The organism is Pseudomonas sp. H3_C08, assembly GCF_054669455.1.
Map to the genome: position 1 here is coordinate 218,708 of NZ_CP162803.1, position 15,992 is coordinate 234,699.

General features: G+C 60.8%; 13 protein-coding genes. 9 read left to right on the forward strand and 4 right to left on the reverse strand.

Annotated features, from left to right (window positions below):
* Positions 1 to 265: 265 nt before the first annotated feature.
* The 9 genes from AB4N74_RS01090 to pcaC all read left to right on the forward strand — a co-directional run bounded on the left by AB4N74_RS01090 (position 266) and on the right by pcaC (position 8,523).
* The gene (locus tag AB4N74_RS01090) at positions 266 to 1,123 is read left to right on the forward strand and encodes a CoA transferase subunit A (RefSeq protein WP_077571457.1); all 858 of its coding nucleotides are present in this window, start codon (positions 266 to 268) and stop codon (positions 1,121 to 1,123) included.
* Positions 1,123 to 1,902, forward strand: a complete 780-nt coding sequence (locus AB4N74_RS01095; RefSeq protein WP_064393051.1) for a CoA-transferase subunit beta — start codon at positions 1,123 to 1,125, stop codon at positions 1,900 to 1,902. The genes AB4N74_RS01090 and AB4N74_RS01095 overlap by 1 nt, the downstream gene beginning before the upstream one ends.
* Positions 1,899 to 3,104, forward strand: a complete 1,206-nt coding sequence (gene pcaF, locus AB4N74_RS01100; RefSeq protein ID WP_460097999.1) for a 3-oxoadipyl-CoA thiolase — start codon at positions 1,899 to 1,901, stop codon at positions 3,102 to 3,104. Before AB4N74_RS01095 ends, pcaF begins: the two co-directional genes overlap by 4 nt.
* A gap of 36 nt (positions 3,105 to 3,140) precedes the next feature.
* Positions 3,141 to 3,845 (forward strand): protocatechuate 3,4-dioxygenase subunit beta, encoded by a 705-nt coding sequence (gene pcaH, locus AB4N74_RS01105; RefSeq protein WP_008080089.1) that lies wholly within the window; start codon positions 3,141 to 3,143, stop codon positions 3,843 to 3,845.
* A gap of 1 nt (position 3,846) precedes the next feature.
* Positions 3,847 to 4,413 carry a protocatechuate 3,4-dioxygenase subunit alpha gene (pcaG, locus tag AB4N74_RS01110; protein WP_150792567.1) on the forward strand — a complete coding sequence of 189 codons (567 nt, stop codon included), beginning with the start codon at positions 3,847 to 3,849 and terminating at the stop codon, positions 4,411 to 4,413.
* A gap of 197 nt (positions 4,414 to 4,610) precedes the next feature.
* Positions 4,611 to 5,906, forward strand: a complete 1,296-nt coding sequence (locus AB4N74_RS01115; RefSeq protein ID WP_095049154.1) for an MFS family transporter — start codon at positions 4,611 to 4,613, stop codon at positions 5,904 to 5,906.
* A 45-nt stretch (positions 5,907 to 5,951) separates the two neighbouring features.
* Complete coding sequence (locus tag AB4N74_RS01120) at positions 5,952 to 7,316, forward strand: 3-carboxy-cis,cis-muconate cycloisomerase (RefSeq protein WP_460098000.1); 1,365 nt, start codon at positions 5,952 to 5,954, stop codon at positions 7,314 to 7,316.
* A 12-nt stretch (positions 7,317 to 7,328) separates the two neighbouring features.
* Positions 7,329 to 8,120: a 3-oxoadipate enol-lactonase gene (pcaD, locus tag AB4N74_RS01125; protein WP_460098001.1), complete on the forward strand. Its 792-nt coding sequence runs from the start codon at positions 7,329 to 7,331 to the stop codon at positions 8,118 to 8,120.
* Between the two features lie 10 nt (positions 8,121 to 8,130).
* Positions 8,131 to 8,523, forward strand: coding sequence for a 4-carboxymuconolactone decarboxylase (gene pcaC / locus AB4N74_RS01130; protein WP_007957838.1), 393 nt, complete (start codon positions 8,131 to 8,133; stop codon positions 8,521 to 8,523).
* A 105-nt stretch (positions 8,524 to 8,628) separates the two neighbouring features.
* Here the strand turns inward: pcaC and AB4N74_RS01135 are convergent, their stop codons facing one another.
* The 4 genes from AB4N74_RS01135 to emhB all read right to left on the reverse strand — a co-directional run bounded on the left by AB4N74_RS01135 (position 8,629) and on the right by emhB (position 15,992).
* Entirely contained in the window at positions 8,629 to 9,432 is an 804-nt protein-coding gene (locus tag AB4N74_RS01135; protein WP_460098003.1) for a methyltransferase domain-containing protein, read from the reverse strand.
* Between the two features lie 279 nt (positions 9,433 to 9,711).
* Positions 9,712 to 10,971 carry an OprD family porin gene (locus tag AB4N74_RS01140; protein WP_099758209.1) on the reverse strand — a complete coding sequence of 420 codons (1,260 nt, stop codon included), beginning with the start codon at positions 10,969 to 10,971 and terminating at the stop codon, positions 9,712 to 9,714.
* A 414-nt stretch (positions 10,972 to 11,385) separates the two neighbouring features.
* On the reverse strand, positions 11,386 to 12,846 hold the full coding sequence (gene emhC / locus AB4N74_RS01145) for an efflux RND transporter outer membrane subunit EmhC (RefSeq protein ID WP_257357283.1): 1,461 nt from the start codon (positions 12,844 to 12,846) through the stop codon (positions 11,386 to 11,388).
* Positions 12,843 to 15,992: an efflux RND transporter permease subunit EmhB gene (gene emhB / locus AB4N74_RS01150; RefSeq protein ID WP_257357284.1), complete on the reverse strand. Its 3,150-nt coding sequence runs from the start codon at positions 15,990 to 15,992 to the stop codon at positions 12,843 to 12,845. Before emhB ends, emhC begins: the two co-directional genes overlap by 4 nt.

Sequence of the window (15,992 nt, forward strand, 5' to 3'; positions counted from 1 at the left end):
TCATGCGTAGGAATGTTCGTCGAATGTTCCGGCCCCTTCGCGAGCAGGCTCGCTCCCACATTTTGAAATGCATTCCAATGTGGGAGCGAGCCTGCTCGCGAATGAGGTGATAGTTAGGGGAGTAACAATCTGTTCGATAAACGAACACTCAGTCGATTATCGGATTGTTTGGCCATTTCCCCAGGCTTAATCTGCAGTGACTCCGGCGCTGAACCTCGCGCCTTTTTATCACTGGCGATTCATTACAAAAACAGGAGCCCGCTCCATGGCTGAGATCCTTTCGCTGCACGACGCGGTGAAGCAATTCGTCAACGACGGTGACACCGTCGCACTCGAAGGCTTCACTCACCTGATCCCTACGGCAGCGGGTCATGAAATCATTCGTCAGGGCAAGAAAGATCTGACGCTGGTGCGGATGACACCTGACCTGATCTACGACCAACTGATCGGCGCCGGTTGCGCACGCAAACTGATTTTCTCCTGGGGCGGCAACCCGGGCGTCGGTTCGCTGCACCGCCTGCGTGACGCGGTCGAGAAGCAATGGCCGCATGCTCTCGAAATCGAAGAGCACAGCCATGCCGACCTGGCCAATGCCTACGTCGCTGGCGCATCCGGCCTGCCGTTCGCGGTGCTGCGTGCCTATGCCGGTTCCGACCTGCCGAAGGTCAACCCGCTGATCAAAACCGTGACCTGCCCGTTCACCGGTGAAGTGCTGGCGGCGGTGCCGTCGGTGCGCCCGGACGTGACCGTGATCCACGCCCAGAAAGCCGACCGCCAGGGCAACGTGCTGCTGTGGGGCATCCTCGGTGTGCAGAAAGAAGCGGCACTGGCGGCTAAACGCTGCATCGTCACCGTGGAAGAGATTGTCGACAACCTCAACGCGCCAATGAATGCCTGCGTGCTGCCGACCTGGGCCTTGAGCGCAGTCTGCCACGTACCCGGCGGCGCACATCCGTCCTACGCCCACGGTTACACCGAGCGTGACAATCGTTTCTACCAGGCGTGGGATCCGATCGCCCGTGACCGTGAGACGTTTACCGCGTGGATCAACGAATACATCCATGGCTGCGCTGACTTCAGCGCGTTCCAGGCCAAGTTGGCCGCTGCTTCGGAGGCCAAGTAATGACTTACACCACCAATGAAATGATGACCGTCGCGGCGGCCCGTCGCCTGAAGAACGGCTCGGTGTGCTTCGTCGGTATCGGCCTGCCGTCGAAAGCCGCCAACCTCGCGCGCCTGACTTCTTCGCCGGACGTGGTGCTGATCTATGAATCGGGTCCGATTGGCGCCAAGCCGAGCGTGTTGCCGCTGTCCATTGGTGACGGCGAACTCGCTGAAACCGCTGACACCGTCGTACCGACCGGTGAGATTTTTCGCTATTGGTTGCAGGGCGGACGCATTGACGTTGGTTTCCTCGGTGCTGCGCAGGTCGACCGTTTCGGCAACATCAACACCACCGTGGTTGGCGATTACTTCTCGCCGAAAGTGCGTCTGCCGGGTGCCGGTGGCGCGCCGGAAATTGCCGGTTCGGCGAAAAGCGTATTGATCATCCTTAAACAGTCGGCGCGCTCGTTTGTCGACAAGCTCGACTTCATCACCTCGGTTGGTCACGGCGAAGGCGGCGACTCGCGCAAACGTCTGGGCCTGCCGGGCGCCGGGCCTGTCGGGATCATCACCGACCTGTGCATCATGGAGCCGGAAGAAGGCACCCACGAATTCGTGGTCACCGCGCTGCACCCGGGCGTGACCCGCGAGCAAGTGGTCGCGGCCACCGGTTGGGCGATTCGTTTTGCCGAGCATGTTGAAAACACTGCTGAACCGACTGAAGTCGAACTGACCGCGCTGCGCGATCTCGAAGCGCGTACTGCCGCCGCCCACGGCCAGGCACCGGGAGAAGCATGATGCGTGACGTTTATATCTGCGACGCGATTCGCACCCCGATCGGCCGTTTCGGCGGCGGTTTGTCCGCCGTCCGCGCCGATGACCTGGCCGCTGTGCCGATCAAGGCCCTGATGGAACGCAATCCATCGGTGGACTGGAATGCCATCGACGAAGTCTTCCTCGGTTGCGCCAACCAGGCCGGCGAAGACAACCGCAACGTTGCGCGTATGGCCCTGCTGCTGGCGGGCCTGCCGGAAAGCGTACCGGGCGTGACGCTCAATCGTCTTTGCGCTTCGGGCATGGACGCGATCGGCACCGCATTCCGCGCAATCGCCAGCGGCGAGATGGAGTTGGCAATTGCCGGCGGTGTCGAGTCGATGTCCCGCGCGCCGTTCGTGATGGGCAAGGCTGACGCAGGGTTTTCGCGCAACATGAAACTGGAAGACACCACCATCGGCTGGCGTTTCATCAATCCGTTGATGAAGGCGCAGTATGGCGTCGATGCGATGCCACAGACGGCTGACAACGTCGCCGACGACTATAAAGTGTCGCGCGCCGATCAGGACGCGTTTGCTCTACGCAGTCAGCAACGCACTGCTGCCGCGCAGGCTGCGGGCTACTTCGCCGAAGAAATCGTCGAAGTGCGGATCGCCCACAAGAAGGGCGAAACCGTGGTCAGCCAGGACGAACATCCGCGCGCTGACACCACGATTGAAGCGTTGACCAAATTGAAACCGGTCAACGGCCCAGACAAAACCGTCACCGCCGGCAATGCTTCTGGCGTCAACGACGGTGCTGCCGCACTGATTCTGGCTTCCGCCGACGCGGTAAAAAAACATGGCCTGACCGCCCGCGCCAAAGTGCTCGGCATGGCCAGCGCCGGTGTCGCACCTCGGGTGATGGGCATCGGCCCGGTGCCGGCGGTGCGCAAATTGATCGAGCGTCTCGGCGTCGCGGTCAGCGATTTCGACGTGATCGAACTCAACGAAGCATTTGCCAGCCAAGGCTTGGCGGTGCTGCGTGAACTGGGTCTGGCGGATGACGCCGCGCAGGTCAACCCGAACGGCGGGGCGATTGCCCTTGGTCACCCGTTGGGCATGAGCGGTGCGCGTCTGGTGCTGACCGCACTGCATCAGTTGGAAAAGACCGGTGGCAAGAAAGGTCTGGCGACCATGTGTGTCGGTGTCGGCCAAGGTCTGGCCCTGGCCATCGAACGCGTCTGACGCAAGCCGTGACGAAATAGAACAGAGGAAAGCGACATGTCTGACAAGCCTGGTTACCGTCGTCCGCAGGAAGGCACTCAGCCTGAGTACCTGCACCCGACGTATCAATCCACCAACCTGCGCTCGCCGTCCAAGCCATTGGTGTTTCTGCCGCACTCGCTGTCGGAAATCACCGGGCCGACCATCGGCGCCGAGCGCGTGGGCGACACCGATAACGACCTGACCGCCCAGCATGAAGGCGAGCCGCAGGGCGAACGCATCATCATTCACGGCCGCGTGCTCGACGAAAACGGTCTGCCGGTGCCGGGGATTCTGGTGGAGATCTGGCAGGCCAACGCCGCCGGCCGCTATAACCACAAGCGCGACCTGCACGACGCGCCGCTGGACCCGAACTTCACCGGTACTGGCCGCACCGTCACCGACGCCGATGGCTGGTATCAGTTCCAGACCATCAAGCCCGGCGCCTACCCTTGGGGTAACCATCACAACGCCTGGCGCCCGGCGCATATCCACTTCTCGCTGTTCGGGCCGAGCATCCTCACGCGTCTGGTCACGCAAATGTATTTCCCGGGCGATCCGCTGCTGGCCTACGACCCGATCTACAACTGCGTGCCGGACACCTCGGCCAAGGAACGCCTGATCGCCAGTTTCGATCTGGAAAAAACCATTCCGTCCTACGCCCTCGGTTATCGCTGGGACATCGTGCTGCGCGGGCGTGAAGCCACGCCGATGGAGAAATAAGATGACGCTGACTGCGACCACGTCCCACACCGTCGGGCCGTACTACCACATCGGCCTGACCTGGCTGAACCGTGAAGACCTCACCGTTGAGCAAACCCTCGGCGAGCGCGTGGCAATCACCGGGCAAGTGGTGGATGGCAACGGCGATGTCGTTAACGACGCCATGCTCGAAGTCTGGCAGGCCAACGCTGCCGGCAAATACGACCACCCGGAAGACGAGCAGGACAAACCGCTTGATCCGCACTTTGAAGGTTTTGGCCGGGTGCCGGTGGATGCTGAAGGGCGCTTCCGTTTCACCACCATCAAACCGGGCACGGTTGAGGGGCTGAAGGGCTCGACCCAGGCGCCGCATCTGGTGGTGCTGGTGTTTGCCCGTGGCTTGGTGAAGCACTTGCTGACGCGGATCTACTTTGAGGGCGAGCCGGCCAACGTTGATGATCCATTGCTGGAATGTGTGCCGGCTGAACGTCGTAGTACGTTGCTGGCCAAGCAGGACGCCTCGGGTGTTTACCAGTGGAATGTGATTCTGCAGGGCACTGATGCCGAGACGGTGTTCTTCGATTATTAAAAGAACACCACCAATTCCCTGTGGGAGCGAGCCTGCTCGCGAAAGCGGTGGGTCAGCCAACATAAATGTCGACTGACACTCCCTCTTCGCGAGCAGGCTCGCTCCCACAGGGGAGAACTGTGTTGCTGATGGAACTGTGGAACGGGACTGTTGCAAAGTATGTCTAGACTCTCACTGTCCCTATCGAGTGAAAAACAATGACAACGACCACCTCCCATTACACCGGTGAAGAGCGCAGCAAGCGCATCTTTGCCATTGTCGGCGCCTCGTCTGGCAACCTCGTCGAATGGTTCGACTTCTACGTCTACGCTTTCTGCGCGATCTATTTCGCCCCGGCGTTCTTCCCCTCCGACAACCCGACGGTGCAACTGGTCAATACCGCTGGCGTGTTCGCCGCCGGCTTCCTGATGCGTCCGATTGGTGGCTGGATTTTCGGCCGGGTCGCCGACAAGCACGGGCGCAAGAATTCGATGCTCATCTCGATTCTGATGATGTGCTTCGGCTCGTTGCTGATTGCCTGCCTGCCGACCTATAAGGACATCGGCGTCTGGGCACCGGTCCTGCTGTTGTTCGCACGCTTGCTGCAAGGCTTGTCGGTCGGCGGCGAGTACGGCACCACCGCGACCTATATGAGCGAAGTTGCCCTCAAGGGCCAGCGTGGATTTTTCGCCTCGTTCCAGTACGTGACCCTGATCGGCGGACAACTGCTGGCGGTGTCGCTGGTGGTGGTCCTGCAGCAATTCCTCACCGAAGAAGACCTGCGTGCCTACGGCTGGCGGATTCCGTTTGTGGTCGGTGCGGTGGCGGCGCTGATTTCGCTGTTCCTGCGTCGCAGCTTGAAAGAAACCACCAACAAGGAAACCCGCGCGCACAAAGACGCTGGCAGCATCAGCGCACTGTTCCGCGATCACAAAGCCGCGTTCATCACCGTGCTCGGTTACACCGCCGGTGGTTCGCTAATTTTCTACACCTTCACTACCTACATGCAGAAGTACCTGGTCAACACCGCCGGCATGCACGCCAAGACCGCGAGCTACATCATGACCGGTGCGCTGTTCCTGTATATGTGCATGCAGCCGCTGTTCGGCATGCTTGCCGACAAGATCGGCCGACGTAACTCGATGCTCTGGTTCGGCGCGCTCGGTACGCTGTTCACCGTGCCGATTCTGTTGAGCCTGAAAAGCGTCAGCAGTCCGTTCCTCGCGTTTGTATTGATCACCGTGGCGCTGGCGATTGTCAGTTTCTACACCTCGATCAGCGGCCTGGTAAAAGCCGAAATGTTCCCGCCGGAAGTCCGCGCCCTCGGCGTCGGTCTCGCCTATGCGGTGGCGAACGCGATCTTCGGCGGTTCGGCGGAATTCGTCGCCCTGAGCCTGAAGAACATCGGTATGGAAAACTCCTTCTACTGGTACGTTACGGCCATGATGGCGATCGCCTTCCTGTTCAGTCTGCGCTTGCCGAAACAGGCGGCGTATTTGCACCACGATCTCTAACCCGAAGCGCGCGGGCCGTGATGGCCCGCGCCGGCAAGGACTTTTATGACTCAGCGACCGGGCAATCAATTGTTCGATGCCTATTTCACTGCCCGCGATATGCGTGAGGTGTTCTGCGATCAGGGCCGCGTGCAGGCCATGCTCGACTTCGAAGCCGCGTTGGCCCGGGCCGAGGCGCGGGTCGGGTTGATTCCAGCTTCCGCTGTGGCACCGATTGCGGCGGCATGCAGCGCTGGTCTGTATGACTTCGCGGCGCTGGGCGAGGCGATCGCCACGGCCGGCAATTCGGCGATTCCGCTGGTCAAGGCATTGGGCAAGCAGATTGCTGCCCGCGACGCTGAAGCCGAACGTTATGTGCATTTGGGCGCGACCAGTCAGGACGTGATGGATTCCGGGCTGGTGTTGCAATTGCGTCAGGCGCTTGAGTTGATCGAGAACGATCTCGCGCAACTCGCTGATTCCCTCGCGATCCAGGCGCAACGTCATGCGGCGACGCCGTTGGCCGGGCGCACGTGGCTGCAACATGCGACACCGGTAACCCTCGGCATGAAAATCGCCGGATGGCTGGGCGCTGTGACTCGCAGCCGTCAGCGCTTGCGTGAACTCAAGCCGCGTTTGCTGGTGCTGCAATTCGGTGGCGCTTCCGGAACCCTCGCCGCGTTGGGCGAACAGGCCTTGCCGATTGCCGAAGCGCTGGCTGAAGAACTGCAACTGACCTTGCCGGAACAGCCGTGGCACACCCAGCGTGATCGCGTGGTCGAGTTCGGCGCGGTGCTGGGTTTGATCGCCGGCAGCCTGGGCAAATTCGGCCGCGACATCAGCCTGTTGATGCAGACTGAAGCGGCTGAGGTGTTCGAGCCATCGGCGCCGGGCAAGGGTGGTTCGTCAACCATGCCGCACAAGCGCAATCCGGTCGGCGCAGCGGTGTTGATCGGCGCAGCGACGCGGGTGCCGGGTCTGGTCTCGACGCTGTTCAGCGCCATGCCGCAGGAGCACGAACGCAGCCTCGGTCTGTGGCATGCCGAATGGGAAACGTTGCCGGAAATCTGCTGCCTCGTTTCCGGTTCGCTGCAACAGGCGCGATTGCTTGCCGACGGTCTGGAAGTCGACGCCGCACGCATGGCCCGCAACCTCGAATTGACTCAGGGGCTGGTGTTGGCCGAAGCCGTCAGCATCGTCCTTGCCCAGCGTGTCGGCCGCGACGACGCGCATCACCTGCTCGAACAATGCTGCAAACGCGCGGTGGCCGAGCAGCGCCATTTACGCGCCGTGCTCGGTGACGAACCGCAAGTCACCGCCGAGTTGAGCAGCGCTGAACTCGATCAACTTTCGAACCCCGCCCATTACCTCGGCCAGGCGAAAACCTGGGTCGAGCGCGCGGTGGCCGAACACAACGCATTGTCTGACTGAAAGGAGAGGGCTGTGGCTTTCGTTCAACTCGCCGATGGCGAACTGCATTATCAAATCGAGGGCCCGGTCGATGCGCCGGTGCTGGTGCTCTCCAACTCGCTAGGCACTGATCTGCACATGTGGGACGCGCAGATGCCGGCCTTCACCGAGCATTTTCGCGTGCTGCGTTTCGATACCCGTGGCCATGGCCAATCGCTGGTGACACCGGGGCCTTACAGCATTGAGCAACTCGGTCACGACGTGCTCGGCTTGCTGGATGCGCTGCACATCGAGCGTGCGCATTTCTGCGGGCTGTCGATGGGAGGCCTGATCGGCCAGTGGCTGGGGATCAATGCCGGGCATCGTCTGCACAAGCTGATCGTCTGCAACACCGCGGCAAAAATCGGTGATCCGTCGGTGTGGAATCCACGCATCGAAACCGTACTGCGTGACGGTGCGGCAGCGATGGTGGCCCTGCGTGATGCTTCGATTGCCCGCTGGTTTACCCCGGACTTTTCGGCGGCGCATCCGGCAGCGGCCAAGCAGATTACCGACATGCTCGCGGCGACGTCGCCGCAAGGTTATGCGGCTAACTGCGCAGCGGTGCGTGATGCCGATTTCCGTGAGCAACTGGCGTCGATCAACGTGCCGTTGCTGGTGATCGCCGGCACTGAAGATGCGGTGACGCCGCCGGCCGGTGGGCATTTCATTGAGGAGCATGTACGCGGCGCCGAATACGCCGAGTTCTATGCGGCGCATCTGTCAAACGTGCAGGCTGGCGCGGACTTCAGTGATCGTGTGTTAGCGTTTTTGCGGGCTAAGTGAGGAAGTTTTTGTGGACGAGAAACAACGTTACGACGACGGCATGCAAGTGCGTCGCGCGGTGCTGGGCGATGCTCATGTCGATCGCAGCCTGACCACGCTGACCGAGTTCAACTCGGAGTTTCAGGAAATGATCACCCGGCATGCGTGGGGCGATATCTGGACGCGTCCAGGCTTGCCACGGCACACGCGCAGCCTGATCACCATCGCCATGCTGATCGGCATGAACCGTGAAGGCGAGCTCAAACTGCACCTGCGCGCGGCGGCCAATAACGGCGTGAGCCGGGGCGAGATCAAGGAAGTGATCATGCAGAGTGCGATTTACTGCGGGATTCCGGCGGCGAATGCCACTTTCCATCTGGCGGAGTCGGTGTGGGACGAGCTGGGTGTTGAATCCAGGGATTGATGGTGCCAGAAATTACGCCTTCGCGAGCAAGCTCGGTCCCACATTTGGAATGCGTTCCCCTGTAGGAGTGAGCCTGCTCGCGATAGCGATAGTGGCCTCGACAAATCAGACGGTGGCAACAATAAATATCCGCTTGAACGCAAACAACGTATGCCCATCCCCCTCCTGCGGATAATGCTTATGCACCCGCATCAGGTAGTGATAGATAAACCGCGCCTGTTCCGCTGAATCCAGCGCCTGCATCACCGGCCGCAGCGCCGACACTTTTACCCAGTCATAAATTGGCGATTTGCCGTCAACCACCTGCAACTGCTCGGTCTCCCAGATATCCAGCGACGTGGTCATGGGCGCGAGCAAACGGTAGTAATCCTCCAGCGCCAACAACGGCCGCGCGGCCATGCGCTGGCGCAGTTCAGGTGTGCCCATTGGCGTGCCATCGGGGCCGCCATTTTCGAGAGTGTCGAGCATCAGCCGATACCACAGCGCATCGCGCCAGTCGGGCATGTGCGCCGCCAGACAGCCGCCCGGGTTGAGATAACCCAGCAGGTGCGGCAACAGCGTTTCATGGCCCTCGATAAAGTGCAGCACGGCGGCGGCGAGCAGTAGATCTGCCGGTTGCTCCGGTTGCCAATCGAGCAGATCGCAGTGTTTCCACGATGCCCTGAGCGGCAGACAGCGCGCTTCTGCGAGCATCTGTGCCGAGCTGTCGATCCCCTGCAACTGCGCGCGCGGCCAGCGTTTGGCCAACAACTGCGTGGCAATGCCGGTGCCGCAGCCCAGGTCGTAAATGCGTTGAGGATTTGGCAGGTCAACACGGTCGAGCAATTCATTGACCGGGCGTTGCCTGAGACGGGAAAACTGCTGGTACGCCTTGGCGTCCCAGTCGGGTGTTGCAAGACGAGAGATCATTGAGGTGGTCCTCCAGTGATCGATGGTGTCTTCCGATGACAACCTGGCTCCCAGCTTGAGGACCGACTACGACGACGGAAGCGGAAAGGTGAAGCACCTGACTCCTTCAGGTTTTGTCACTTTATCTGTCGGCCGGCAAAGTGCCACTTCTCCCGACAAGTGGCGCAGATTCAAATGTAGGAGTGAGCCTGCTCGCGATAGCAGTGTGTCAGTCACCTTAAATGTCACTGACACACCGCTATCGCGAGCAGGCTCACTCCTACAGTTTGAAAGCGGTGTTTAGAGGAGGCTGATCGGGTAGCTAACGATGAGGCGGTTCTCGTCGAACTCGTTATTGCTGAAGTCCCGGCGCATGGTCGAGTTGCGCCATCTGACGTTCAGATCCTTCAGCGCGCCGCTCTGCACGGTGTAGCCCAGTTCCGATTCGCGGCCCCATTCCTTGCCGTCGGTGATCGTCCCGGTGTGCACGTTGTCGCCGCTGATATAGCGGTTCATCAGGGTCAGGCCGGGGATGCCCAGCGCGACGAAGTTGTAGTCATGGCGTACTTGCCAGGAACGTTCCTGCGCGTTGTCGTAGCTGGCGTTGTAGCTGTCGTTGGCCAACGTGCCGCCGCTGGTGCCGTTGACGCGCATCCACGCGCTGTCGCCGGTGAGTTTCTGCAGGCCGACGTAGAAGGTGTTGCCGCCGTACTTCGCCGAGAACATCCCCGACCAGGTTTTGTTGTCGAGGTCGCCGGCGCGGGCGCTGCCATCGTCCTTGCCGTAGAAGAAGCCGAGGTTGGCGCCCAGCGTCCAGTCGCCCAGCGGCTGGCTGTGGATCAGATTGACGTATTGCTGGCTGTAGATGTCCTTGAGTTCGGCGTTCCACAGGCCGATCTGTGTGCGTTTTTCGTTGAAAACGTATTCACCGCCCTGAAAGTTGAAGCGATCAGAGGTGAACGCCGCTTTGCCGGTCATCGACATGTCGCTCATGCTGCTGTCATCGCGCGGGCTGTTGGCGCGGAACTGGCCGCCGTAGAGGGTCAGGCCGTCGATTTCTTTGGACGTGATCTGCCCGCCACGGAAGGTCTGTGGCAATGAGCGGCCATCGTCCGAACGCAGGATCGGCAGCACCGGCATCCACTCGCCGACCTTCACTTCGGTCTGCGAAAGCTTGGCTTTGAAAGCGACGTTGGTGCGGCCGAAGTTGTCCGCCGGACGACCGTCATGGTCCAGCGGCAGCAACTGGGTGCCGCCGGTGCCTTTACCGCCATCAAGCTTTACCGAATACAGGCCCAGCACGTCCATGCCGAAGCCGACGGTGCCTTGGGTGAAGCCGGACTTGGCGTCGAGGATGAAGCTCTGCGTCCACTCTTCAGCCTTGCCCTGAGCCTTGGTCGGGTTGGTGAAGTTACGGTTGATGTAGAAGTTGCGCAGGTTGAGGTTGACCTTGGCGCCCTCGATGAAACCGGCTTCTTCAGCCGCTGCGGGCAGCGCCGCGCCGGCCAGGGCCAGGGCGATCAGGCCGGGAATTGCGTAAGGCGCAGGGGAGGTTGTCATGGGCTCGGGTCTCTCTTGTTTTTTTAAGGCGAACAGGTGCGCTGACACCGGTTTTCGGGGTGCAGACATGAAAAGTGTTCAGAGGTGAAACGACGGCAATCAGCCGGACGGGGCAGGGCGCGGGAGCATGTTGTCGAACCTGTTGTTATTGGTTTTGTGGAGCGAATGGTGCGGGGCGCGGATGTTTTGATTCAATTGGTAAAAGCGGGTTTTGGGCGATTATCGAACGCAAGATTCAGTTGGGTTTTATGGTGTCTGTGAGGGCCTCTTCGCGAGCAAGCTCGCTCCCACATTTGGAATGCGTTCCCCTGTGGGAGCGAGCTTGCTCGCGAATGGGCCAGCCCAGACAACACACCTTTCTGCCAGGCAACAAAAAGCCCACCAATCGGTGGGCTCCTTGTATTCAGCCGATGATCAGAACAACTTCATCTTCGGTGCTTCTTCTTTCAGCGGTTCGTTCTGCGCGGTTTGCGCATTCCAGCCACCGCCCAAGGCCTTGTACAGGTTGACCGCACTGGTCAGCTGCGCGAGGCGGTCGGTGATCAGCGCTTGTTGCGCGCTGAACAGCTGACGCTGGGCATCGAGGAAGGTCAGGTTGCTGTCGACGCCGATGCGGTAGCGACGTTCGGCCAGGCGGTAGTAATCCTGGTTGGCCGCGACGAAGTCACGCTGCGCTTGCAGCTGCTCGGTGTAGGTCTGGCGGGCGGCGAGGCCGTCGGCGACTTCCTGGAAGGCCGTTTGAATGGACTTCTCGTAGTTCGCCACGCCAATGTCCTTCTGGATCTTGGCGTAGTCGAGGCTGGCGCGCAGGCTGCCGGCGTTGAAGATCGGCAGGTTGATCTGCGGCTGGAACAACCACGTCCCCGAACCACCCTTGAACAGGCCGGACAGGTCCGGGCTCAGGCTGCCCGCGTTGGCGGTCAGGCTGATGCTCGGGAAGAACGCGGCACGGGCTGCGCCAATGTTGGCGTTGGCCGCTTTCAGGTTGTACTCGGCTTGCAGAATGTCCGGACGACGTTGCAGCAGATCCGAAGGCAGACCGGCCGGGACGTCGCTGAGCAGGTCATCGGACAGCGGTTTGGCCGTTTGCAGATTGGCCGGGATACCAGTGCCGAGCAGCAGGGTCAGACTGTTTTCGTCCTGCGCGACCTGGCGGGTGTAACGCGCCAGTTGTGCCCGGGCGTTTTCGACCGAGGTGCGCGACTGCGCCAGGTCCAGTGCCGAAGCCACACCGACTTCGTTGCTGCGGCTGGTCAGCTTGTAGCTTTCTTCGAAGGCACCGAGGGTGTCCTGGGTCAGCTTGAGCAGTTCCTTGTCCGCTTGCCAGGTCAGGTAAGCATTGGCGACGCTGGCGACCAGACTGATCTGGGTGCTGCGGCGTGCTTCTTCGGTGGCGAAGTATTGTTGCAGCGCTTGTTCGCTCAGGCTGCGAACGCGACCGAACAGGTCGAGTTCGTAGGCGCTGATGCCGACAGTGGCGGAGTAGGAGCTGGTGATGCTCGACTCGCCGGTTTGCGAGGCACGGGCCGGAACACGCTGACGGCTGCCGCTGGCATTGGCCGATACCGCCGGGAACAGGTCGGCGCGCTGTATGCGGTATTGAGCCGCATAGGCGTCGATGTTCAGCGCCGCGACACGCAGGTCGCGGTTGTTTTCCAGGGAAACCTGGATCAGCTGTTGCAGCGCAGGGTCATGGAAAAACTGCTTCCAGCCCTGCTCGGCAGCGGCCTGCGCCGGTGCCTGGGCCGGCGAGTACGCCGGCCCCTGCGGGAACTGACCTGCGACCGGAGCCTCAGGCTGCTGATAGTCAGGTATCAGCGAGCAACCGCTCAGCACGAAGGCGGCGACTGCGATGGAGAGTAGCGACTTGCTCATTGGCCAGCCTCTTTAGGAGTTTCAGTCGTTTCATCCTCGTCAGCGATCTTACGCTGGCCGATGGACGAAACCGTAACGAAGAACAGTGGGACCCAGAAGATCGCCAGGATCGTGGCCGTGAGCATACCGCCAATCACGCCGGTACCGATCGCATGTTGACTGCCTGAACCTGCGCCAGTGGAAATCGCCAACGGTACAACACCGAGGACGAAGGCCAGCGAGGTCATGATGATCGGTCGCAGACGCATGCGGCAGGCCTCGATTGCCGCATCACGCAGGCTGCGTCCCTGTTCATGCAGTTCCTTGGCGAACTCGACGATCAGAATGGCGTTTTTAGCCGCCAGACCGATGGTCGTCAACAGCCCCACCTGGAAGTACACGTCGTTGGACAGCCCACGCAGGCTGGTGGCCAGCAGCGCACCGATGATCCCCAGCGGTACTACGAGCATAACCGCGATCGGAATCGACCAGCTCTCGTACAGCGCCGCCAGACACAGGAACACCATCAGCAGCGACAGGGCGTACAGCGCCGGTGCTTGCGAACCCGACAGACGTTCCTCATAGGACAGACCGGTCCAGGAGATACCGACACCGGCCGGCAGCTTCTTGGCAATCGCTTCGACTTCGGCCATCGCTTCACCGGTGGAATAACCCGGCGCCGGAGAGCCGAGCACTTCCATCGCTTCTACGCCGTTGTAACGGGCCAGCTTCGGCGAACCGTAGATCCACTCGCCTTTGGCGAAGGCGGAGAACGGCACCATGGTCCCGGCGTTGTTGCGCACGTACCATTTCTTCAGGTCTTCAGGGCTCATGCGAGCACCGGCCTGACCTTGTACGTAAACCTTCTTCACACGACCACGATCGATGAAGTCGTTGACGTAGCTACTACCGAAGGAGATCGACAGCGTGCTGTTGATGTCGGTGAGGCTCAAGCCAAGGGCCTGGGCTTTCTCGTCGTCGATTTCCAGATGGTATTGCGGTTCATCGTTGAGGCCGTTCGGACGCACCTGATAGAGCACCTTGCTCTGAGCGGCGAGGCCGAGGAACTGGTTACGCGCTTCCATCAGCTTGTCGTGACCGATACCGGCGCGGTCTTGCAGGAACACGTCGAAACCGGTGGCGTTACCCAACTCCAGTACCGCAGGCGGGGCGAAAGCGAACACCATGGCATCGCGGAAAGTGAAGAAGTGTTGCTGGGCACGTTGGGCCAGGGCAAACACGCTGTTGTCCGCGTTACGCTCATCCCACGGCTTGAGCATGATGAACGCCAGGCCAGAGCTCTGACCGCGACCGGCGAAGTTGAAGCCGTTTACGGTGAACACCGAGGACACTGCGCCTGCTTCTTTATCCAGCAGGTAGCTGCGCATTTCGTCGATCACCACCTGAGTACGCTCGGCACTCGAACCGGCCGGGGTCTGGACTTGGGCGAACAGTACGCCCTGGTCTTCTTCCGGCAGGAACGCGGTTGGAATGCGGGTGAACAGCCAGATCATGCCGACCACGATCAGCAGATAGGCCAGCAGGTACGGTGCTTTGCGCGACAGCATGTTGCCGACACCGCGCTCGTAGCTCTGCACACCGCGATCGAAATTGCGGTTGAACCAGCCAAAGAAACCTTTCTTCGGCGTGCCGTGCTCACCTTTCGGAATCGCCTTGAGCATGGTCGCGCAAAGGGCCGGGGTGAAGATCAGCGCCACCATCACCGACAGGGCCATGGCCGAGACGATGGTGATCGAGAACTGCTTGTAGATCACACCGGTGGAGCCGCTGAAGAACGCCATCGGCAGCAGTACCGCCGACAGCACCAGCGCAATACCGACCAGTGCGCCCTGGATCTGGCCCATGGATTTTTTGGTCGCTTCCTTCGGTGACAAGCCTTCTTCGCTCATCACCCGCTCGACGTTTTCCACCACGACGATGGCGTCGTCCACCAGCAAACCGATGGCCAGCACCATACCGAACATGGTCAGGGTGTTGATGCTGAAACCGAAGGCCGCGAGGATGCCGAACGTACCGAGCAATACCACCGGCACCGTCATCGTGGTGATGACCGTGGCGCGGAAGTTCTGCAGGAACAGGAACATCACCAGGAACACCAGCACGATCGCTTCGACCAGGGTTTCAACCACACCTTTGATCGACTCGGTCACCACCGGAGTGGTGTCGTACGGGAATACCACTTCCATGCCTTGCGGGAAGAACGGCTTGAGGTCGTCAATCGTCTTGCGCAGCGCCTTGGCGGTGTCGAGGGCGTTGGCACCGTTGGCCAGTTTTACCGCCAGACCAGAAGCCGGGCTGCCGTTGAACTGCGCAGAAATGCTGGAGTTTTCACCGCCCAGACCGACGTCAGCGACGTCGCCGACACGCACTTGCGAGCCGTCCTGGTTGACCTTCAGCAGAATCGCCTTGAACTGCTCGGCCGTCTGCAGACGCGTTTTGCCGATGATCGTGGCGTTCAGTTGCTGGCCTGGCAGCGCCGGCAAACCGCCGAGCTGACCGGAGGACACCTGGACGTTCTGCGCCGAGATCGCGGTGCTGACATCGCCCGGGGTCAGGTTGTACTTGTTCAACTTGGCCGGGTCGAGCCAGATGCGCATCGCGTACTGGGCACCGAAGACCTGGAAGTCACCGACACCGGCAGTCCGCGAGATCGGGTCCTGCATGTTCGACACGATGTAGTTGGACAAGTCGTCCTTGGTCATGCTGCCGTCACGCGAGACCACGCCGATGACCAAGAGGAAGTTTTTCACTGCCTTGGTCACGCGGATACCTTGTTGCTGCACTTCCTGCGGCAACAGCGGGGTGGCGAGGTTCAGCTTGTTCTGAACCTGTACCTGCGCGGTGTCGGAGTTGGTGCCTTGCTCGAAGGTCGCGGTGATGGTCATGCTGCCGTCGGAGTTACTTTCCGAGGACACATAACGCAGGTTGTCGATACCGTTGAGCTGCTGCTCGATCACCTGGACCACGGTGTCCTGCACGGTTTGCGCCGAAGCGCCCGGGTAGGTCACGGAGATCGCAATGGCCGGTGGCGCAATGCTCGGGTACTGGTTGATCGGCAATTTCAGGATCGAAAGTGCCCCGACCAACATGATCACCAGGGCAATTACCCAGGCGAAAATCGGACGGTCGATGAAGAATTTTGACAT

Coding starts and splice junctions, on each gene's coding strand:
- AB4N74_RS01090 (WP_077571457.1), top strand. CDS start 266: ATGGCTGAGATCCTTTCGCTGCACGACGCGGTGAAGCAATTCGTCAAC.
- AB4N74_RS01095 (WP_064393051.1), top strand. CDS start 1,123: ATGACTTACACCACCAATGAAATGATGACCGTCGCGGCGGCCCGTCGC.
- pcaF (WP_460097999.1), top strand. CDS start 1,899: ATGATGCGTGACGTTTATATCTGCGACGCGATTCGCACCCCGATCGGC.
- pcaH (WP_008080089.1), top strand. CDS start 3,141: ATGTCTGACAAGCCTGGTTACCGTCGTCCGCAGGAAGGCACTCAGCCT.
- pcaG (WP_150792567.1), top strand. CDS start 3,847: ATGACGCTGACTGCGACCACGTCCCACACCGTCGGGCCGTACTACCAC.
- AB4N74_RS01115 (WP_095049154.1), top strand. CDS start 4,611: ATGACAACGACCACCTCCCATTACACCGGTGAAGAGCGCAGCAAGCGC.
- AB4N74_RS01120 (WP_460098000.1), top strand. CDS start 5,952: ATGACTCAGCGACCGGGCAATCAATTGTTCGATGCCTATTTCACTGCC.
- AB4N74_RS01135 (WP_460098003.1), bottom strand. CDS start 9,432: ATGATCTCTCGTCTTGCAACACCCGACTGGGACGCCAAGGCGTACCAG.
- AB4N74_RS01140 (WP_099758209.1), bottom strand. CDS start 10,971: ATGACAACCTCCCCTGCGCCTTACGCAATTCCCGGCCTGATCGCCCTG.
- emhC (WP_257357283.1), bottom strand. CDS start 12,846: ATGAGCAAGTCGCTACTCTCCATCGCAGTCGCCGCCTTCGTGCTGAGC.
- emhB (WP_257357284.1), bottom strand. CDS start 15,992: ATGTCAAAATTCTTCATCGACCGTCCGATTTTCGCCTGGGTAATTGCC.